Annotated in this window: 18 protein-coding genes, 1 tRNA gene and 3 pseudogenes; 11 read left to right on the plus strand and 11 right to left on the minus strand. The window is 68.0% G+C overall.

What is annotated here, in order from left to right; genetic code table 11:
* Positions 1-23: 23 nt before the first annotated feature.
* The gene (locus tag AB0L29_RS04325) at positions 24-485 is read right to left on the minus strand and encodes a hypothetical protein (RefSeq protein ID WP_365823168.1); all 462 of its coding nucleotides are present in this window, start codon (positions 483-485) and stop codon (positions 24-26) included.
* A gap of 610 nt (positions 486-1095) precedes the next feature.
* On the opposite strand from AB0L29_RS04325, the gene AB0L29_RS04330 reads away from it, so the two are divergent.
* The 3 genes from AB0L29_RS04330 (at position 1096) to AB0L29_RS04340 (ending at position 3866) form a co-directional block, all read left to right on the plus strand.
* On the plus strand, positions 1096-3153 hold the full coding sequence (locus AB0L29_RS04330; RefSeq protein ID WP_365823170.1) for a GNAT family N-acetyltransferase: 2058 nt from the start codon (positions 1096-1098) through the stop codon (positions 3151-3153).
* Complete coding sequence (locus AB0L29_RS04335; RefSeq protein WP_365823172.1) at positions 3150-3629, plus strand: ASCH domain-containing protein; 480 nt, start codon at positions 3150-3152, stop codon at positions 3627-3629. The genes AB0L29_RS04330 and AB0L29_RS04335 overlap by 4 nt, the downstream gene beginning before the upstream one ends.
* 105 nt (positions 3630-3734) lie before the next feature.
* Entirely contained in the window at positions 3735-3866 is a 132-nt protein-coding gene (locus AB0L29_RS04340) for a hypothetical protein (RefSeq protein ID WP_365823174.1), read from the plus strand.
* Between the two features lie 125 nt (positions 3867-3991).
* On the opposite strand, the gene AB0L29_RS04345 is transcribed toward AB0L29_RS04340, so the two are convergent.
* Positions 3992-4216: a cold shock domain-containing protein gene (locus tag AB0L29_RS04345; protein ID WP_365823176.1), complete on the minus strand. Its 225-nt coding sequence runs from the start codon at positions 4214-4216 to the stop codon at positions 3992-3994.
* 125 nt (positions 4217-4341) lie between these two features.
* On the opposite strand from AB0L29_RS04345, the pseudogene AB0L29_RS04350 reads away from it, so the two are divergent.
* The 3 genes and pseudogenes from AB0L29_RS04350 to AB0L29_RS04360 all read left to right on the plus strand — a co-directional run.
* Positions 4342-4938 (plus strand): annotated as a pseudogene (locus tag AB0L29_RS04350) (FtsK/SpoIIIE domain-containing protein); the annotation flags it as partial.
* 430 nt (positions 4939-5368) lie between these two features.
* Entirely contained in the window at positions 5369-5722 is a 354-nt protein-coding gene (locus tag AB0L29_RS04355) for a hypothetical protein (RefSeq protein ID WP_365823435.1), read from the plus strand.
* Positions 5723-6133: 411 nt separating this feature from the next.
* Positions 6134-7135 (plus strand): hypothetical protein, encoded by a 1002-nt coding sequence (locus AB0L29_RS04360; protein ID WP_365823178.1) that lies wholly within the window; start codon positions 6134-6136, stop codon positions 7133-7135.
* Between the two features lie 253 nt (positions 7136-7388).
* Here AB0L29_RS04360 and AB0L29_RS04365 read toward each other — a convergent pair whose 3' ends face one another.
* Together AB0L29_RS04365 and AB0L29_RS04370 are read right to left on the minus strand one after the other, a co-directional pair.
* The gene (locus AB0L29_RS04365; protein WP_365823180.1) at positions 7389-7619 is read right to left on the minus strand and encodes a hypothetical protein; all 231 of its coding nucleotides are present in this window, start codon (positions 7617-7619) and stop codon (positions 7389-7391) included.
* Between the two features lie 227 nt (positions 7620-7846).
* Complete coding sequence (locus tag AB0L29_RS04370; protein WP_365823182.1) at positions 7847-8473, minus strand: hypothetical protein; 627 nt, start codon at positions 8471-8473, stop codon at positions 7847-7849.
* Between the two features lie 358 nt (positions 8474-8831).
* On the opposite strand from AB0L29_RS04370, the gene AB0L29_RS04375 reads away from it, so the two are divergent.
* Positions 8832-10295, plus strand: a complete 1464-nt coding sequence (locus tag AB0L29_RS04375; RefSeq protein ID WP_365823184.1) for a hypothetical protein — start codon at positions 8832-8834, stop codon at positions 10293-10295.
* Positions 10296-10629: 334 nt separating this feature from the next.
* Here AB0L29_RS04375 and AB0L29_RS04380 read toward each other — a convergent pair whose 3' ends face one another.
* From AB0L29_RS04380 to AB0L29_RS04395, 4 genes are all read right to left on the minus strand, one after another.
* Positions 10630-11007: a hypothetical protein gene (locus tag AB0L29_RS04380; RefSeq protein ID WP_365823186.1), complete on the minus strand. Its 378-nt coding sequence runs from the start codon at positions 11005-11007 to the stop codon at positions 10630-10632.
* Positions 11004-11246 (minus strand): hypothetical protein, encoded by a 243-nt coding sequence (locus tag AB0L29_RS04385; protein ID WP_308035165.1) that lies wholly within the window; start codon positions 11244-11246, stop codon positions 11004-11006. Before AB0L29_RS04385 ends, AB0L29_RS04380 begins: the two co-directional genes overlap by 4 nt.
* Positions 11247-11344: 98 nt before the next feature.
* Positions 11345-11767, minus strand: a complete 423-nt coding sequence (locus AB0L29_RS04390) for an ATP-binding protein (RefSeq protein WP_365823188.1) — start codon at positions 11765-11767, stop codon at positions 11345-11347.
* A gap of 46 nt (positions 11768-11813) precedes the next feature.
* Positions 11814-12221, minus strand: a complete 408-nt coding sequence (locus AB0L29_RS04395) for an NUDIX hydrolase (protein ID WP_053914019.1) — start codon at positions 12219-12221, stop codon at positions 11814-11816.
* 107 nt (positions 12222-12328) lie between these two features.
* Between AB0L29_RS04395 and AB0L29_RS04400 the strand changes: the two genes are divergently transcribed.
* The 3 genes and pseudogenes from AB0L29_RS04400 to AB0L29_RS04410 form a co-directional block, all read left to right on the plus strand.
* A complete protein-coding gene (locus tag AB0L29_RS04400) occupies positions 12329-13114 on the plus strand; it encodes a GntR family transcriptional regulator (RefSeq protein ID WP_365823190.1) in 786 nt (261 codons plus the stop codon).
* Between the two features lie 155 nt (positions 13115-13269).
* Positions 13270-13615: pseudogene (locus AB0L29_RS04405) on the plus strand (hypothetical protein); the annotation flags it as partial.
* Between the two features lie 10 nt (positions 13616-13625).
* A pseudogene (locus tag AB0L29_RS04410) lies at positions 13626-14983 on the plus strand (FtsK/SpoIIIE domain-containing protein); the annotation flags it as partial.
* A 139-nt stretch (positions 14984-15122) separates the two neighbouring features.
* Here the strand turns inward: AB0L29_RS04410 and AB0L29_RS04415 are convergent.
* The 3 genes from AB0L29_RS04415 to AB0L29_RS04425 form a co-directional block, all read right to left on the minus strand.
* A tRNA-Arg gene (locus tag AB0L29_RS04415) sits at positions 15123-15195 on the minus strand.
* Between the two features lie 238 nt (positions 15196-15433).
* A complete protein-coding gene (locus AB0L29_RS04420; RefSeq protein WP_365823192.1) occupies positions 15434-17128 on the minus strand; it encodes an IclR family transcriptional regulator C-terminal domain-containing protein in 1695 nt (564 codons plus the stop codon).
* A 114-nt stretch (positions 17129-17242) separates the two neighbouring features.
* The gene (locus tag AB0L29_RS04425) at positions 17243-18529 is read right to left on the minus strand and encodes a M6 family metalloprotease domain-containing protein (protein ID WP_365823194.1); all 1287 of its coding nucleotides are present in this window, start codon (positions 18527-18529) and stop codon (positions 17243-17245) included.
* Between the two features lie 310 nt (positions 18530-18839).
* On the opposite strand from AB0L29_RS04425, the gene AB0L29_RS04430 reads away from it, so the two are divergent.
* Positions 18840-19484: a helix-turn-helix domain-containing protein gene (locus AB0L29_RS04430; RefSeq protein WP_365823196.1), complete on the plus strand. Its 645-nt coding sequence runs from the start codon at positions 18840-18842 to the stop codon at positions 19482-19484.
* The last annotated feature ends 138 nt before the right edge of the window (positions 19485-19622 follow it).

Genomic DNA, 19622 nt, shown 5'->3' on the forward strand with positions numbered 1-19622 from the left:
GGTGACTCGACCGTGGCCGTTGTTCAGCACCATTGCGTTTTCGCATGGTCCGCGACGATTTCCACCTGGACAAGGCCGTCGTCCGGTCCTTCTACGCCGAGGTAAGCGGTCGTGCCTCCCATTGATTTGGTGAAACAACCGGGCACAAGCTCGTCGCCGGCCGCAAGCCGCGGCCGCCAGCCGTCGGCCCGAGCGGTCTTCTCGTAGTACCGCAAGGCCTTCTCCGGCGAACCGTCGTACCGGTACTGCGTCCCCACGACCACGAAGCGGTCATCGTCGTCGCACTCCTGGTAGCGGTCCTTCCGACCCGCTCCTTCCGGAGCCGCGTCCAGTACCGTCTCCGCGGCCATCACCTCGGCAAGCCGGTCCTCCTTCTCGCCGCAGCCGTAGCCAGCCAGGAAGTACAGCGCGGGCAACCCCAACAGCAGCAATCCTGAAACGGCCACGACAGCGGTCAGCCGGGCCCCCGTTCCCATCTCTCTCATGCCTCCGGACGTTAACGCACCACCGTGAAGGCATACCGGGCACTCCAGCCCCGCCGCACCACTCGGGCCGTGACCAGCCTGGAGCATGCAATGGCAGCACTTCCGGCAGGGGCCCCAACCTCCACTCCCGCTTTGGGGAGAGGCTGGGTGATCCCGGGCCTGATCTGCGGCCTCGCCGGCCGAGGGAGCGAGCGGCTACTCCACCGCAGAGCGCCGGCGTCGACCGGGCTGACCCCTGCATCCGGCACGGTCGTGGCACGAACCTCAGCCGACGACAGCCAGCCACGATGGCGTGTGCCAAGTTGAAGGACCTCATGGTCCGCGCGGGCCAGTTCTCGGAGCGTGCCCATCCGATTCACCAGCACTCGACGGCGAAGCACCAGCGCAGGCTGATCCAGGGGATCGATTCCGAGGTGCAGCAGCAGCTGCGTGAGCCAGCTGCCAAGCAGACGGGAGCCAAGGAAGCGTAATGGCATTTCCGGCAGTCTCCGGAGCACCGTGCGCCCCTTGTGCCCCCTTGAGGGACGGCGGTGAATGAGATCAGCTTTTCCTGCGTGTGATGCCAGGGGAGTTGTGGTCGGCGGTGACCGGCCCGACCGGAGGGGGAGCGATGGCGATCAAGCTGGTATCCGTTTCGCCCGCGCAGGACGAGCTGATCGACAAGGCCATAGCCCTGGGTGATCGCTACACGAAGAGGCTGGGACTTCTCACACCTCCTGCTTACCGGAAGGCAGCGGAAGACGGCGGACTTCTGGCTGCGGTCGAAGCGGACGAGGTGCTCGGCTACGCGCTGTTCGGACTACCGAAGAGGAGCGCGCGTATTCGGCTCGCACACCTGTGTGTGGCTGAGGAACAGCGCGGCCGGGGAATCGCCCGTCGGCTGGTGGAGGGCATCAAGGAGCGGTACCCACAGCGACTCGGAATCAAGGCCAAGTGCCGACGGGACTACAACCTGAGCGGGATGTGGAGGAGTCTCGGCTTCGTCCCGGATGGCGAGGTGCGAGGGCGGGGCCGTGACGGCGAGATCCTGGACGGATGGTGGTTGGATCTCGGTCACCCGGACCTGTTCACGGAGATGGAGAGCGACGCGCTCCTGGTGGTCACGGTCGACCATGGAGTCTTCGCCGATCTGCGTGGCCTCGTTGACACGGCCGACGCGGAGGAGTCCCGCGCGCTGGAAGCCGGCTGGATGGCGGATCTCGTCGAGCTCGCCTACACACCCCAGTTGGTCCATGAGATCCGGGACCTCCCGGACACGGCAGAACGTCAGCACCAGCGGGCGGCGCTGACCGGCCTGCGCAAGCTCTCCCCGGACTTGGCGGCCGTGGACGAGCGAAGCCGTGAACTGCTCCAAGCCGCTACGCGGGCCATGCCCGACCTGACCGACGACGCTGAGTTTCGATCACGCCTGCGGTATGTGGCCGAGACGTCGTGCGCCGGTCTGCAAGTCCTGGCGACCCGTGATCCACTGCTGTCCCGTCTGGCCGACGTGGCCTGGGAGGTCGCCCGTGTCCGGGTCGTCTCACCTCCTACCGTGACGCTGCACGTGGACGAGTTGCGGCAGGCCCAGGTGTATCGTCCGGCCGATCTGATGGGGACCGAGTTCCGGTCCGGAGAAGTGGCACCAGGTGCGGAGGATGAACTGGTCGCCTTCTTCCACCAATCGGGTGGCGACGACGGATCGGCCTTCGCCGAGCGGCTGCGGTCGCTGAACGAGGGCGCGGTCGCCTGGCGCCGCGAGCTGCTCCGGGATGGTCGGGGCCGCCCGGTCGCCCTCTACGCATGGGCACTGGACGGACGAACCCTGGTTGTCCCCGTCCTCCGCACGGCCGGCCACCCACTGGAACAGACCCTGGCCAGGCAGCTCCTCTTCCTGATCAAGCGGCTCGGCCGGGACTGCGGTGCAGAGATCATCCGCATCAGCGACCCGCATCCCTCCGATGCCGCCAGGTCCGCGGCAGGCGACGATGGGTTCTTCGAGCATGACGGCAGGCTCGTAGCCCTCCTCGTGAATGTGTGCGGGACGGCAGCCGAGGTGGAGGCTGTGGCCGGCGGGCTCGCCCGCGAGCTGACTGTCGATACGACTGCGCTCCGCGCCGGCATGCCCGCCGAGGTGGCTGCCGTGGTGGAGCGCGCGTGGTGGCCGGCGAAGGTCATCGACTCGAAACTGCCGTCCTTCCTGGTGCCCATCAAGCCGCGCTGGTCGACCGAGCTGTTCAACGTGCCCGCCATGCTCATTCCGCGCAGTGACGTCCTGGGCATCAGCAGAGAGCACGTCTACTACCGCTCCTCGGGCCGCCGCGGAGAAAGCGTTCCGGCTCGCCTGCTCTGGTACGTCAGCGAGGGCAACTTCCCGGGCGAGGGCCAGATGGTGGTGGGCAGTTCGCGACTCGACGAGGTGCTCATCGACACACCCGACACCCTCTTCTCGAAATTCGAACACCTGGGCGTATATGGTCGGGCTGAGGTTCAAGAAGCTGCCGACGCCTCCGGTCGCGCCATGGCGCTGAGATTCTCGGACACCGAGATCTTCCCGAAGCCGGTGACGCTGCGGCGATTGACCTCCCTGGCGAAGGAGCTGGGACTACCGTTGTCGCTGATCTCACTGTCGAAGATCAGTAGCGAGCTGTTCCAGGCGGTCTACCAAGAGGGGCACCGAACGACGTGAACGATCCGGAACGCGCGATGCTGCTGTCCGTCCACCCGCGCTTCGCCACCGCGATCCTGGCCGGCAGCAAGACGGTGGAGGTACGCCGCCAGCGCGTCGCCGCGCCGCCCGGAACCCCGGTTCTGCTGTACGCGACCGCACCCACCATGGCCCTGGTGGGCATGGCGCGCATCGCCTCGGTTCATGTGGGCTCCCCCAAGGAGGTCTGGTCGGCGCATCGTGCCCAAACAGGGATCACTCGACGCGAGTACGACGCCTACATGGACGGTGCTACCCAGGCGAGCGGCCTGACCTTGGAGGATCCCGTGCCCTTCGACGAGCCGGTGCCCCTCAGTGCACTGCGCGCCGCGGGGACCTTCCATCCGCCGCAGAGCTATCGCTACTTGAGAAGTACTGATCTGCGTCGGGTATCAGAGGCCGGGCCCGCCGTGGGCAGTGCGCTTCGAAAGGTGCTGCCGGACGCGGTTCACGCGTAGCGGGCCGAGGCTCCGAGCGATTGATCGTCGGATCCCGTGCGGCGCTGGTCAGCCACCGAAAACGGCTTGACCTGATGCGCTTCTAGCGCAGGGTTGCCACGCCGCATGCCGGGTATCCGTCCCTGCATGCTGGCCATCGTGTACCGGTCCTACGACGCAGCGACGACCGTCTGGGCGTTCGCGCTGTCGCTTCTGGTTGTGCTGGTCGTGGGCTGGTACGTCCGGCGTCGCAGGTAGGTGTGACCACCACATCAGAAGTTCGAACAAGGGGGCGTCACGGCACGCCGGAGTAGAGGGTGCGAGGGCGGGGCGGGCTGCCGGGGACCGTGGGCGTGCGTCGTCGTCGATGTCGGATATGGACGTCAGGCAGGCCTGGGCACAATGCTCACCGCTCGGTAGTCGTATCCGTCCTGCTTGAAGCCAGGGGCCTCCCACATGAGGACCACCTGTTGTCCGGGCGACAGGGTGCGGAAGCCGGACGCTTGGATGTCGGAGTAGTGGCCGAAGCAGCCGCCGGGGGTCTCGGGGGAGTCGAGTACGCCCCAGCCTTCCTCGTCGTCCCACTCGCGGACGGTCGCGGTCACCATGAGCGGAACCCTACAGACGCTGTCCGCGTCGGCACGTGCCTGGCTCTCAGCTCGGATCGTCTACGGGCGGTTGCCGGGCCGACCTGTGGTGGAGCGGCCCTGAGGCCTGGCCGGCCGACCCTCTGGTCCCCGCCTCGGCCGTGCGCCGGGCCATGGCCCGGATGATGGGACGGCAGGCGGCACCCGTACCGCCCCGCCGTTCGCTGCCGCTGCCGACCGGGTCCGGTCTCGTGATGCGGCTGCGCATGGCGGCCGGCCAGGCGCCCGAGGACTTCACCGCCTCGGCCGACCGGCTGTGGCACGCCTGGGGCGTCCACGCCGTGCACGTCCGTCCGACCGAGCCGGGACGGCTCGAGCTGCGCCTGACCGGCTGGGACGTGCTCGCCGAGGTACGGCCCGCCAAGCGCACACTGAGGACCGGCCCCCTCTCCCTGCCGCTGGCACTCCGGGAGGACGGACGGCGACACGTACGGGACTTCCGCACCGTGCCGCACGAACTGATCCTCGGCGCCACGCAGTCCGGCAAGTCTGTGTACCTGCGCAACCTGCTGTGCGGCCTGGCCCGCCGACCGGTCGTGCTCGTCGGCATCGACTGCAAGTGGGGCATCGAACTGGCCCCGTTCGCGCCCCGGTTGTCGGCGCTCGCCGACACCCCGGACCGGGCGAACGACCTCCTCGACGCCTTGCTGGCCGAGATGGAAGCGCGGTTCCGCCTCATCGGCCACGGCGGTGGCTCGCCTCCTATGGGAGCGCGGGGGGTTGCTCGTGTCCGGGCCGACCTGCGGTGACGCCATGATCGTTTAGGAGATATTCAGGGGACGAGACCCCGTAGTAAGGGTGTAGTGAGGGTGTAGCCGGACCGTAGCCAGAGTGGCCGTCGTGCCCACGGGGAGGGCCCTGGGCCCTCCCCGACCTGGAGTTCCGAGGCCCTCACCCTGATCGACAGCGTGCCCCCGGCAGGATTCGAACCTGCGACACCCGCTTTAGGAGTTCGATCCGGGTCTGCTCCGGCTGGGGTCGTCGCCTGGTGCAGCAGCCGGGTAGAGACGCTGATGCTCGCCCCCGTTCGGCGTCGTTGATGTCAGCCGTGGATGTCAGACACACGGTTGCGGCACTGCGATGCCGTACAGCAGGATTCCGGCGGGGGTGACCATGGAACGGCACTTGTTGGTGCGGCTGCTGGGCAGTGACGACGAGGCGTCCGTGGCTGCCCAGGCTGCCGTCCTCAGCGGCGCCACCTACGTTGTGTGGGACGGGACTTTTCCCGCCGAGTGGCATGCCCGGACCTATGCACGCCGACTTCAGCACACCCAGCGGAAGGGGATCGAGACGCTTGGGTTGGAGCGAGCAGTGCAGTTCCTTCGCCAGCATGACCAACCGGTTCGCCTTGGACGGATCACCGCTGCCGATGGGACATGGATCTTCATGCTCTTCCTAACCGAAGACGGCGGCGCACTAGTGGCCTGCACGGGCGTACGGCGATCGAGCGAGCAATCACCGCTTTAGGAGAGAGGCTGGGGCGCTTGGCCGGTGACCTGCGGCTTCTTGGGTTGAGCTAGCGAGCACGGATGCCCTCGCTCGTCCCCGCTGTTGACCGTAGCCGACCCCTGCATCTGGCACGACTGTGGCACGGGAGCTTTTCGTCCCGAACTACTGGGTAGGTGGGCTGGTCGGGAGGCCACCTGTGCGCATTGGCGGTTGGCTGCGGCCGGGGTGGTTATGTACTCCGCTGCTGTACTGCAGCTCTCAGGGAAGTTGTTCAGCTAGTCGTACTCGGCAGCTTGAAGGTGGCTCGTACATGAGGGCGGGTGGGTGTTGCTGGCTGCCAACCGCGCAGTTCTGTCCTACAGATCACGTCTCGTGGTGACGGCTCTGAGAGTCCACTACGGTGGATCACCCTGTTGGAAGGGGAACCCGATGCCTACGCTGCTCTACTACCCTTTGGTAAGACCGCCTCAGGAGGTCCTGCATCAGGCGTTGTTGTACTGGGACGACATGGCGTCCGTGGTGCCGATGGATCCAGAGGTATACGAGGATGCAGTCTCGGATGAGCTGAAGGATCTCAGAGAACGAGGGCTCTACCATCCCATCGTCCTCGGTACTGAATACCGCCAGCCACTCGACGACATGCTTCATCTTGAAGTCTTGACCCGGGAACTTCGTGATCTCGCTGCCGGGCCGCCTAGTCCTCAGGTTTCTGTCATGGATGCCTTTCTCTTCCGCTCGAAGCTCGGCCACTTTTTGGAGCAAGAGATCATCCGCTTAGGTTTGGGGCGTAGGCTTGAGAGCTCGGCGAGGTGGCGTGGCGCCGGTCTGGCCGTGTCTAGGGAGGTGCGCCTCCTATTACTCGGCACACTGGCACAGGAAGTGGCTTTTACGACTGACACTCGCGCCTACACGCCGTACACCGATCAACGATCCGCCCATGAGACGTCGCTTCGGCCGATGGCTCCTGGCTTCGGTGTAGCAGCCTGGCGAGTTGAGCTTGGCCGTCTGCTGCCCATGCCAGCACCGGGCACCACCACATCAGAGGTGCTGGCCTTTCGTGACAGGTATGCCGACGAGCGGGAACGTTTGATGGGTGCCACTCAGACCATGCTCAGCGATTTGCGCCGCGAATGGGAGCACCCGGCCGACGTGCTGGAACGCATGCGAGTGGCGCTGAAACAGGCGCGCGAAGACTACCAGGCAGCTGCCCAAGCCAGCCGTATGGCCTGGGTGCAGAGGTCCATCTCAGTCACGGTGGGAGTGGCTACGGCTGCTGTAGGTGCGTTGGTTGTCCCAGATCTCGCCTGGGTGGCAGGCATAGCGGGCAGCATAGGGTTCAATATCGCTACCCGTGAGGTCCGTCCGCTGTTCCGGACGAGGGATGGGCACCCGTTCAGTTATCTCCACCAGGTTGATCGCGAGCTGGCGTAACGATAACTGCCGTCGGTGTTGCACGCGTGGTATAGCACCTGAAACAGCAAAGGGCTGGCTCGGGAGGAACCTCTTCTGAGCCGGTCCTTCTCGCTGTGCCCCGGCAGGATTCGAACCTGCGATACCCGCTTTAGGAGTTCACTCACCGAGCCGTGCGACCTGCTCCGCACTCATGACGCTGAAGGTTTCCGGTGTCCCTGTGGCTGTTTCAGTCCGATGGCGTCTGAGGGCGCTGATGTCACTTCGCGGAATGTCAACGCGTTGCCAGTCGACGCAGCCTACGGCGGCGCTGTCCCGCTGCGCGCTGCTGAGCTCTCACGATGGCGACTGTCTGCGGATCACTGATCAGGTCGTAGTCGTGCATCAGGAGCGCGCCATCGTCCTCGGCAAGCAGGCACCGTAACGTGTCGATGTGACGCTCAGGGCTGGTGAGGAGCCGCTTCGACTCCAGCCAAGCGGCCAGACCACCATCGTCTTCCAACACGGGACCACCGTAGTTAGCCGGCCCGGCTTCGGCATGCCAGTTCTCCGGGCTTGGGCATGGCTGTACCAGTGTCGCAGACAGATGGGCGTGACCTGGGGTCGTCGGGTAGGACCCCTGTCACTGCTGGTCGTCGGTGGTCACTGTTGAGCGGCCTCGGACGGCCCAGAGACGGCCCAGGACTCAGCCGACACGGCCGCAGCGGCCAAGCGCCAGCCCTCCGCTTCCCCTCATTCGAGCGGCACAGGAGCGACCGGGAGCTGTTCCCTGTAGGGCCAGGTGAGGGTGCGGTCCGGTTCGAGGTGGGCCTCTCCCCAGTGGATGACGTGGATGCCCTTCTCCGCGTCCGCAGTAAAGAACACGCAGACGAGTCGGGTGGAGGATCCCAGTTCCTCGAAGGCTTCGTGCAGTCCGAGGTACTCCTCCGTCGCCAGGCCGCCGTCGACCTCGAACAGACCGTCTGGGGAATCCGGCCCGTGCGCCTGGAACAGCCGGCGGCGAGTGGGCGACACGTTGGCAGGCAACCGGGCTCGGTCCAGAGGCCTCGGCCTGTCGGCGTACCGAAACGGGAAGAGCGCGTAACCGTTGATCACCGCATACTCGTACCCGCGGACATCCCGCACGGACTCACCCAGCTCCCGCGCCGTCTCCGCCAGGTTCTCGCGCACCACCCCCGCCAGGGCTACACCGTAGGGACTCCGCTTCTTCAGTCCCGCTGCGAGGTGCGCAGCGTGCGCCTTCGCGTGCGCCTTGGCTAGCTGCTCCGGAACAGCAGCGGCAACCACGCCAGCATGCCGCCCGAACCGCTCGACAGCCCAAGCCGACGGTCCCACCACGTGAGCCTCCGGTACTGACACGTCCTCCCCCTCCGCCGATCCCCACCCTCTGTGTGACACGCCCACGAAGGGGACACAAGGAGGCAATCCGGCCACGGGTGGTTCCCGTGCCTCAAAACAGTTCAGAGCTGACCACCTGCGACCGTCTCATGGATCAACTCGCTGACCTGCTGCTGAGCCGTCGGCAGCAGCTCGACGCTGGTCAGCATTGAGCACCGATCCGGATCCCTGGGACCGCCCGGGAGGGCGCCCATGAGTGAGCACGCGGACATCTGAAGTAATGTCGAACGCGACGATGATTCGTCATGAACTGCCCCCCGATCGTCACGACTAGCGCTAACATGCCTACTCAAGGTCGCGGCGTATCCCTGGGGGGGAAATGCTTAATATTTCGGAAGCCAGCAACTTCGGTGCGATTGACGCGGATGCCGACACATTGTTGCGGGAATGCTTCCAGGATCACCCAGCTTACATTGCGGCGAAGAGGAATGAGAAATTCCTCATCCTCGGACGTAAGGGTTCCGGGAAAACCGCCATCTTCAAGCGCTTCCTTACGGAACGAAACCCTAACGAATTCTCCTACGGTCATTCCTTTAATGATTACCCGTGGCAGCATCATGACCTCCAAGCCCAGACTGGCGTCCCGGAGGAGAGGAGGTTCTTTCACAGTTGGAAGTATCTTATCCTTATGGGGCTCGCTAAAATTCTTTTGAATCAAGACCAGAGTCAGCCATGGAGTGAGCAGTCTTCCGAGTCCATGCAGGCACTTGAAGATTTCGTGGTCGACTCGTACGGATCCCGCGACCCTGATGTGCGACAGATCTTTAGCCCGGAGAAGGAACTGCGGTTCAAGGGGGCGCTAAAGATTCCATTCCTTGAAATTTCGGGCGAGCGAGTTCGAGTTAGGGAGCTTCCTCCTCACATTCAGGAAGTAAACCAGGTGATTCAGGAGCACGTGCTCCGCTCACTAAATCCCGAAAACTCATACTATGTTTGCTTTGACGAGCTTGACCTAGGGTTCGGAAAGACTGACGAAGCGTATTCACAGCGACTTATCGGTCTAATCCTTGCGGCTCGCGACCTCTTCCTTTCTGGGCGGGATAGAGGCAAGAAGCTCAATATCGTCGTATTCCTACGGGATGACATTTACCAAGATCTGCACTTCGAGGACAAAAATAAGATCACCGAAAACTTGATGGAACGAGTTGAATGGCATGAATCATCGGGAGGCTTGACACTGAAAAGGCTGATGGAAAGTCGCTTCAGTCGAGCACTGAGTGACGGATCCGGGCAAGTCGGCTGGGACAGTATTTTCGATGAGACTCGCGAGATGCCCAGCAGGCAGACAAAATACAAGCACATTTGCGACCGTACGTTTCTGCGTCCGCGTGACATCATCAAGTTTTGCAACGAAATTCTGAAGCAGTATAAGCTGATGGGTGGTGAGGGTCAGTTCGATAACCAAGCCATTCATGAGGCGCGATCCGGCTACTCCGACTACCTACTGAATGAGCTAGACGACGAAATCGCGAAGCATGTTCCTCAGTACAAGGAATACTTGGAGGTCGTGAAGGAGCTCGGCTCCCTTTCGTTCACGTTGGATAACTTTTCGACCGCCTGGTCGAGAAGGGCAACCTTGACTGATATCGACCCCGTTGTAGGTCTGGGGCAGCTGTTCGAGTTCTCGGTGGTCGGTTATTTGAAGCCTGGCGGACGTGGCGGCGGATCCGAATACGTATGGCGCTATCGGGACCCCCGTGCCCGCTTCAATGCGGCGTCCGAATCATTCCGTGTGCACCCTGGCTTCAAGGAAGCTCTGGACCTACTGACCGGCCGAAGCTGACGTGTAGGTCGGCGGAGCGGCTTTGGGCTGGAGCTGCTTTGGGGCGAGTGATCATGGCCCCGTAAGCTTCCGGCGCGTCGGGCAGTCTGTGGACCTGCCCGTTAAAGCACGACGTTGGGGCCATGATCTTCGAGGCTCGCCCCAAAGTGGCTGCCTAAAGCCGTGGAGCCGACCGCCCCAGCCACAGAGGGTGTCTCCCCACTTCATGCCCGCAGCCGCCGAGCGCGCCGCCGGGCGCGGCCAGCCGGGGCGAAGACAGGAGGCAGGCCGCGCCGCAGAGGCGGCGCGCGCCCGCGCCGTGCGCGGGCCTTGAACCCGTAGAGAAAGTTGTAACTCAGTCTGCGCGGTGGGGCTTGAAGCTGTGTGCGCATGCTGGGAGTTCGGCGTCCTGCCGGTGCGCGAGGGGCAGGAAGAGCACTGGTCGGATCGTCCAGGTGATGCGGACGTCGGCATGGGTGATGGTTACCGTGCAGGGCTCGGAGCGCATCAGGGCTCTGCGGGTTTCGGCGCGCTCTTCGTACAGCCACGTCCAGGCTTCGTCCGACGCGTCGGAGTCGAGCGCCGGTGAGATGGTGCGGAGAGCGATGGCTACCCAGCGGTCTGCCTGGGGTGCCGAGTATGCGTCGAACGATGCCAGGCGCGCTGGCCTTCCTGCGCTGGTGACTTGCTCGGTCCAGCATTCGCACCAGTAGCCGCGGGTGGGCCCGTTCATGGGGTCGCTCCCGCCGGGTAGGCCAGCAGCACGTAGCGGGTGCTCTCGTCGTAGAGAGTGAGTTGGTACCCCGTGCCGCTGGTCAGGTAGGCGAGGGCTCGTTCGTGTTCGGCCTCGTCCGTCAGCCAGTGCAGGCCCGGCTGTGCGTATGCGGCGTCGAGCTGGTCGGTGATGTGCTGCGTGCGCTCGCGTAACCAGCGCAGTGCCAGGCGTGGGCTCGTGGCGTCGTGTGAGCCCAAGGGGATGGAACAGACCTCGTTCAACGGGTAGGCCGCGGCTCGGCATCGGTAGGGGAGGGGCCGGCTGCTTGTGCTCAGCGCTGCGGGAGGAGCGGACGTCAGCACAGGTGCCCTCCTGCCGGGCTGGCATCGGTGAAGAGTTCCGCGGTGACCGTGTGGCTGCCGTGGACGACGACCCGGTGAGCGAGTGCGCTGACCATGCTCAGGCCCCGGCCGTGCTCCGCCTCCTGGTCCTGGTGCTCGACCTTCGGCACCGTGCCGGTGCTTCCGTCGTCCGTGACGGACAGGGCGATCACCTGCGGGGAGACCGCGAGGGCCAGATGGAAGCTGCCGGATGCCTGGCCGCTGGCCGTGTGAAGGATCGCGTTCGCGCTCAGCTCGCTGACGATCAGCTCGGCGTCCTCCGCCAGCGGCGATCCCCGCAGGATGTCGCGGGTCCAGCGGCGGGCCCTGCTGACCTCTTCCGGGAATCCTGGGCAACTGAGCCCCCAGACCCGGGCGCTACTCGTATACTCGTGCATACAAGTTCCTTCGTGCTGGTAGGCCGCCATGTGCAGCGGGTTCGGGCTAGACGAGTTTCACGCCGTCGTGGGCGCGGACGGCCGGCGGGGACGCCGCGTCGAGTGCGTCAAGCACGCGGATCGCGTACGCCTCGTCGGCGAGTTCGATGACTTCTTCGCGGGTGGCCCAGCGCAGTGCGCGGGTCTCGTCCCCCGTGGTGGGAGTGCCGTCGGCCGCCTGGCAGCGGAAGACGAGGGAGACGATCAAGCCCGTCATGTTCTTGTAGACGCCGGTCAGGGTCGCGGGAAGCTCGATCTTGATGCCGGTCTCTTCGAGGACTTCGCGCTGGAGGGCTTCGGGGATGGTCTCCTCGCGTTCGAGGACTCCGCCCGGGGGCTCCCAGTGGCCGTTGTCGCGGCGCTTGATCAGGAGGGCCCGGCCTTGGTCATCGACGATGACCCCGGCGACGCTCACGGAGTGCGGGCGTTCTGTGCTCACGTTCCTCGGCCCTCTCGGCTGACTAGGCTCTCCACCGTAGCAACAAGACTCGCCCACTCGTCTAGATACCTAAAGGAGTACGCATGGCGTCTCTACCGAGCATTCTCGGCGGCCTCGACCCGACCAGTGATCGTGCGGTCTTCCGGCAGATCGCCGACCAGCTGCGCGAGGCCATCGACCGTGGGCGATTCAAGGAGGGGGAGAAGCTGCCCTCCGAGGCTGAATTGGTCGAGCACTACGGGGTCTCCCGGATGACGGTCCGGAACTCCTTCTCGATCCTCCAGGGCGAGGGCCTGGTGCACGCCGAGCACGGCCGGGGCGTCTTCGTCCGGCCCCGGCCTCCGGTGCGCCGCCTCGCCTCCGACCGGTTCGCCCGGCGCCATCGAGAGCAGGGGAAGTCCGCGTTCATCGTGGAGGCCGACGCCGCCGGCAGTCACCCCACCGTGGACAGCCTGGAGGTGAAGGAGGAGAAGGCCAGCCAGGACATCTCCACCCGGCTCGGGTCCGTGCGGCGCGTGCTTGCCCGGCGTCGCCGGTACCTGCTCGACGGCCGGCCGGTCGAGTTCGCCACGTCGTATCTCCCGCTCGACATCGCCCGCGGTACGCAGATCGCCGAGCCCAACCCGGGCCCCGGTGGCATCTACGCCCGCCTCGAGGAACTGGGCCACCAGCTCGACCACTTCGAGGAGGAGATCCGGGCCCGGATGCCTTCGCCGTCCGAGGTGAAGACGCTGCAACTGGCCTCCGGTGTGCCGGTGATTCACCTGATTCGTACCGCCTTCGACACGGCGGGGCGGGCCGTGGAGGTCTGTGACACGGTGATGGCGGCCGACGCCTACGTTCTCTCCTACCAGCTTCCGGCGAACTGATCGGCGGTGCGCGAGGCCACTTTCCCGGACTCGTACACACCGACACGCATACTCGTATAGACGAGTGGGCAAGTTGTGTGGCAAGGTGATCCCGTTCCCGGCGTCGTCGGGTTCGAAGGGTGCATCTTGTCTAGACGAGTAGATGAGGAGAAGCCTTGCGCACCATCCGTGTGGAGACCTCGGCCGCGACGATCCTGCTGACCGAGGCGCCCGAGCCCAAGGTCCGCGACCGGGCAGTCGGGCGAGATCGCGAAGGACGCCGTCAGCGGTGAGGCGCTGATGACGATCGGCGTCGTGTACATCGAGGAGGGGGAGTCGTCCCTGATCAGGGTGACCGTTCCGGAGAGCGGGGTGTCGGAAGGGCTCGCCCTCGGTGCCCCGGTCTCGCTGCCGGGCCTGGTCGCCCGGCCGTGGGAGAGCGTGTTCAACGGCCAGCAGCGCCACGGCATCGCCTTCCGGGCCGCCGCCGTCACTCCGGCCGCCTTCCCGGCCGCCATGGGGCCACGGCCTGATGACCGACCTGGCAACACTTCTGGAGGTGGGTGGTCCCGTCGCCGCGCTCGGCGGTGGGGCCGCCTACGCCCGGGCGCGACACCCTGGCGTCTACTGGTCCACGGTCGGCTTACCGGTGTCCACGGTCCGGCTGCTCAGCTCCTACGGCTCCGTCATGGAGGCGTGCGGGCTGACCGTGGCCCCCTCCCGGCTGCGGGTCCTGGCGGTCAAGGCCACCACGCGCCGTGAGGTCCGGCCTGTACCGCCGCGTCGGGGATCATCCGGCCGACCACGACGGGGCTGCGGGTCCGCCTGCGGCTCGCCCCGGGGCAGGAACCCGCCGACGTGGCCGCCTCCGCCGAACGACTGCGGCACGCCTGGGGCGTCCACGCCGTCTACGTGACCACGATCAAGCCGGGCGTGGTGGAACTGCGGCTCGTCGGCTTCGACGTGCTGCGGCGGGTGCGTATGCCGCGCAAGCTCCGCCCGGACCTGCTCCGGGTGCCGGTCGCGCTGCGAGAGGACGCCACTCCGTTCGTACGCGACTACCGCACCGTGCCGCACCAACTCACCCTCGGCGCGACGCTGTCCGGCAAGTCCATGTACCTGCGTCACCTCGTCGTCGGCCTCGCCCGTCAACCCGTCGCCCTGGTCGGCATCGACTGCAAGCGGGGCGTGGAACTGGCGCCCTTCGCCCCGCGCCTGTCCGCGCTCGCCACCGACCCGGAGCAGGCCGCCGAACTGCTGCCCGTGCTCATCAAGGAAATGGAGGACCGGTACGACCTGATCAAGGTCCGGCAGGGCATTGCGCCGAGCACGCCGGACGAGGAGATCACCTCCGACCTCTGGGGCCTGCCCGAGCACGAACGCCCGGTGCCCGTCGTGCTGTTCGTCGACGAGGTGGCCGAACTCTTCCTCGTCGCCACGAAGAAGGACGAGGAACGCCGGGACGAGATGGTCACCCAACTCATCCGGCTCGCCCAGCTCGGCCGGGCCGCCGGCATCTACCTGGAGGTCTGCGGCCAGCGCTTCGGCGCCGAACTGGGCAAGGGCGCGACCATGCTGCGGGCCCAGTTGACCGGCCGCGTCTGCCACCGCGTCAATGACGAAGCCTCCGCCAAGATGGCACTCGGCGACATCGCCCCCGAGGCGGTCTCCGCCGCCTGCGCCATCGCCCCCGAACGGCCCGGCCTCGCCGTGGCCGGTGACACCTCCGGCGGCTGGTCCCGCATCCGCACGCCGTACCTCTCCCTCGGCGACGCCGCCGAGACCTGCCGCGAGTCGGCCCACCTGGTCCCGGACCTGCCCGCGCTCAAGCCCTTCCGGCCCGACGTGCCCGTACGACCTGCTGAGACACCGAACCCGGTCGTGCGGCCCCGCCAGCGGCGGGGGAGGGGCCTCCGGCTAGGGGATGTGGACTCCGCGTGGACTCTAGTGGCACGCGTGTGGCACGACCCCGGGCACGACGAAGGGCCAGCCTGGGAGGAAACCCCTCCTGAGCTGGCCCTTTTCTCTGTGCCCCCGGCAGGATTCGAACCTGCGACACCCGCTTTAGGAGAGCGGTGCTCTATCCCCTGAGCTACGAAGGCGTGGGCGTGGCCGTGAGGCCACAGGCGTCAGCGTACCGGATACGGATCGCCGGGTGGGGGCCAGGTCGGCCGACGCGGACCGCGGCGGTGAGGACCGGGTCGGTGGGACGCGCGGCGTCGAGCAGGGAGGCCGGGCCGGCGGGGCGCGCGGCGTCGAGCGGGAAGGCCGGGCCGGCGGGGCGCGCGGCGTCGAGCGGGAAGGCCGGGCCGGCGGGGCGCGCGGCGTCGAGCGGGAAGGTCAGGCCGGTGGGACAGGGGTGAAGCGGCTGGCGGTGTGGAGGTCCGTCTCGATGCGGGTGGCCGTCGCCGACAGCGCGGGGAGGATGTCCGTCACGCACTCCTCGACCGTGTGGCGGGTGGCGTGCATCGCCGTGTTGAGGGCGGCGACCACCCGGCCCGTGCGGTCGCGGACCGGGACCGCGATGGAGCGCAGGCCCTCCTCCAGTTCCTCGTCGACCAGGGCGTAGCCCTGGTCGCGGACTTCGGCCAGGACGCGTGTCAGGGCCGACGGGTCCGTCACCGTGTTCGGTGTCAGGGGGCGCGGGGTGCCGAGGCGGCGGTCCGGCTGCGGGAGGTCCGCCAGCAGGACGCGGCCCAGGGAGGTGGCGTACGCGGGCAGCCGTGTGCCGACCGTGATGTTGACGCTCATGACGCGGCTGGTGGCCGCCCGGGCCGTGTACTGGATCTCCTCGCCCGACGGCGTCAGCACGGCCAGGGACGTCGACTCGTGGACGCGGGCCGCGAGCTCCGCCAGGTGCGGCTGGGCGATCTGCGCCAGCGTGGTGCGGGACAGGGGCGGGAAGCCCAGGGACAGGACCCTGGGGGTCAGGGTGAACGCGCGGTCGCCGGCCGGTGCCACCAGTCCCAGGTGCTCGTAGGTGACCAGGGCCCGGCGGGCCGTCGCGCGGGCGAGGCCCGTCGCCTTGGCCACCTCCGTGAGCGTCAGCTCCGCCCGGCCCTCGCCGAAAGCAGTCAGGACCGTCAGGCCGCGGGCCAGGGACTCGACGAACTCCCGTCCCAGTTCCTGCTTGGACGCGCCCGTCCAGATCGCCAGGCCCGAGGGCGCGGGGCCCGGTTCCGGGGGCGGGGCCTGGCTCAGGTCGCGTTCCATCCCGGCCACCGCCGAGCGCAGTCTCGGCAGCAGGCCGGCGCGCAGGTCCTCGGCGGTGTGCCGGCTGGTGTGGCTGACCACGCTGGCCACGCAGGCGATACGGCCCGTCCGGGGATCCCGGACGGGGACCGCGACCGCCACCAGACCCGGCTCGATGAGCTGGTCGTCCAGCGCCCAGCCGTCCTCGGCCGCCCGCGCGGTCCGCCGTACGAAGTCCTCGTCGTGCGGTGCCCGGCCGCCCGCGGCCGCCTGGTCGCGCGGCGGTACGGCCGGGAAGCCCCGGTCCTGCGGGTCGGCCGCCCTGCGTTCGCGCCAGCGCCGCCAGTCGGTGTCCGTCCACTCGGTCGCGAACAGCGGGCCGGGCGCGGTGCGTTCGGCCGGGAGCAGGTCGCCGATGCGGAAGCTCAGGGACATCGCGCGGCGGCGGGTCGCCTGGTGGATGAAGCGGATGCCGTCGCGGTCGGCGACCGCCAGGGACACCGACTCGTCCAGTTCGTCGGCCAGGGCGTCGGCCCGCCGGGACAGCAGCGCGGGCAGGCGCAGGGCGGCCAGGTAGGCGTTGCCCAGTTCCATCAGGCGGGGGGCGAGGGTCACGTCCCGGCCGTCCTGGCGGACGTAGCCCATGCGCGCGAGGGTGGCCGTGATCCGGTCGACCGTGGAGCGGGCCAGGCCGGTCGCCCGCTCCAGCCGGCTCGGGCTCAGCGTCCCGCCCTCGGCCTCGGTCAGTTCCCGCAGCACCGCGATCCCGCGCATCAGGGGCGTGACCGCCTCGGCCGGCACGGCAGCCCTCTCGGGGGTGTCCTTCATGGTCTTCGCGGGCATCGGCGGGCTCTCCGTACGGCGGGTGCGGCAGGCCTACGGTAATCGGGGGCGGTTTCGCGGCCGGCGCCACGGCGCGGAATCCACGGCCGCCCCGCCCCTTCGCGCCCGGCCGGTCTACCCCCGCGTCACCTGCACCCGGTGGTTCCCCGCCGGGTCCGTCCCCGCCACGGTGATCCGGATGCCCCGGTGCGGATCGGTGAACGTCTCGCCCGGTGCCAGGGTCGCGTCGGAGAGTTCCGCGTGGACGTTGGGGGTGCGGGTGCAGCCGCCGGTGTCCCGGTGCGCGTCGTACACCGCCACCGGTCCCATCCCGGTGTCCACCTCCGCGTCGACCCGGTAGACCAGCACGCCCGGCCGGCACACGGCCTCGTCGTTGCCCGCGCGGATGCGCAGTTCGACGGCGTACGCGGTCGAGTCGTCCAGGGGGACGACCACCAGTTTCGGGCCGCCCGGGCGGGCCAGGGGCGTCAGCGTGTACTCGGACGTCCCGGGCGCCGCCGCGCAGTGCACCTGGGCGGCGTCCAGCCAGTTCAGCTTCCACTTGTGCCAGCCGAGCAGGTCGTTGTTGGCGCCCCAGTCCTCGCTCATGATGTCCCAGTGGCCGACCGCGCCCCCTCCCTCCTGGGTGTAGAGGTCGGGCAGGCCGAAGACGTGGCCGTTCTCGTGGGGGAGGACCCGGTAGCCGGTGCGGTGGTAGGAGCCGGAGCCGTCGTCCTGGCGGGAGTAGACGAAGGACGCGTTGGCCACCGGGACGCCGTCCGCGGTCGGTGCCTGGGGGTTGCCGGCGAAGGTGACGGACAGGACCGTGTCCAGGGCGGAGGGGCCGGCGTTCGGGGTCACCAGGACGTTCATCATGTCGTACGCCCGGAAGTCCACCTCGGTGTCGGCCGCCTCGACGATGTCCTGCACCAGGGCGCGGTAGCCGGGCTCGAAGGGGGCGCCGCGCTCTATGCCGTACGCCCGGAACGGCTCGGGCAGGCGCAGCCAGTCGCGGATCGGGGTCTCGGGGCGGTAGTCGAGGCGGCCGTAGGAGCTGGTGTGGAACCACTGCCGGGTCTTGGGGAAGAACTCCCGGTAGCGGTCGAGGGCGCTGCCCTCGCCGGGCGCGTCGGAGAAGTCGACCATCAGGGTGAGGGCGCGGACGGTGCCGGTGGAGCGGGCGTAACCGGCGGGGGTGGGGATGCCCTCCGACATCTGGACGTCGCGGCTGCCGCTGATCATGCAGGGCCCGTGGGCGGCGGGAGGGGCCACGGTTATGGGGCCGGCGCCGGCCGCCGTGCCGCCGGGGGAGAGGTGTCCGGAGCCGGCCGAGGTGCTGACGGCGAGGGTCAGCGCGGTCACCGATGCCAGAGCGGCTACGCGGCGGGGGCGTATCCGACTGCTGCTCGGCCGCTGCTGCATGCAGGGAGGTCCTCCGTATCCGCGGCAGCCGCCGGTTTCCGGCTGCACCCATGCGATCACCCTGCGTCGGGGGGTGCGGGGGCGCGCGTTGGGAGAGACCGATCGTGGGTTTCCCGCCGGTAGATGTGTGACTCAGGTCACAGGCGTTCTTCGTCCGGACGGGAAATATCCGGGGATCGATTCCCCGTTTAACCCAGCGTCCGAACGAAACGGGGACTCGCTCCCCGGATCGCCACCGTCAAGCCGTCGCAAGCCCGCTCGAGGCGCCCGGAGTCCGTCCGGGACGCCTCAGGTCATCCAGGAGTACGCCGTGCAGACCGCGACCCCCGTACAGCGCAAGGCGACCCGGCCGCGCGCCGACGCCCTGCGCAACCGGGAGCGGATCGTCACCGCCGCCCGGGAGATGTTCGTCGAGTTCGGCCCCGACGTGCCGCTGGACGAGGTCGCCCGGCGGGCCGGCGTGGGCAACGCCACGGTGTACCGCCACTTCCCGGACCGCGACGCGCTGGTCCGCGAGGTCGTCTGCTCCGTCATGGAGCGCATGGCGCGGGCGGCCGAGCGGGCGCTCGCGGAGACCGGCGACGCCTTCGAGGTGCTGGAGCGCTTCGTGCACACCGCCGCCGACGAGCGGATCAGCGCGCTGTGCCCGATGATCTCCAGCACCTTCGACCAGCACCACCCCGACCTGGAGGCCGCGCGCCGGCGGGTCGAGGGGCTCGTCGGCGAGGTCATGGAGCGGGCCCGGGCGGCCGGGCAGCTCCGCCCCGACGTCGGGGTCGGCGACCTCATGATCGCCGTGGCCCAGCTCAGCAGGCCCCCGGCCGGCACGGAGTGCCTGCGCGCCGACCGTTTCGTCCACCGCCATCTACAGCTGTTCCTCGACGGGATGCGGGCGCCGGCCCCGTCCGTCCTGCCGGGCGCGGCCGTGACCTTGGAGGAACTGCGCCAGTCCTGAGCGAACGGACCGGCCGGCCGGGGGGGGGGGGGGCGGGGGGGCGCGCGGGGGGGCCCCGCCCCCCCCCCCCCCCCCCCCCCCCCCCCCCCCAGGCCCGCCCCCCCCCCGCCCCCCCCCGGCGCAGTAACCCGAGCGGGC

Source organism: Streptomyces sp. NPDC052701 (genome assembly GCF_040678355.1).
GTDB lineage: Bacteria > Actinomycetota > Actinomycetes > Streptomycetales > Streptomycetaceae > Streptomyces.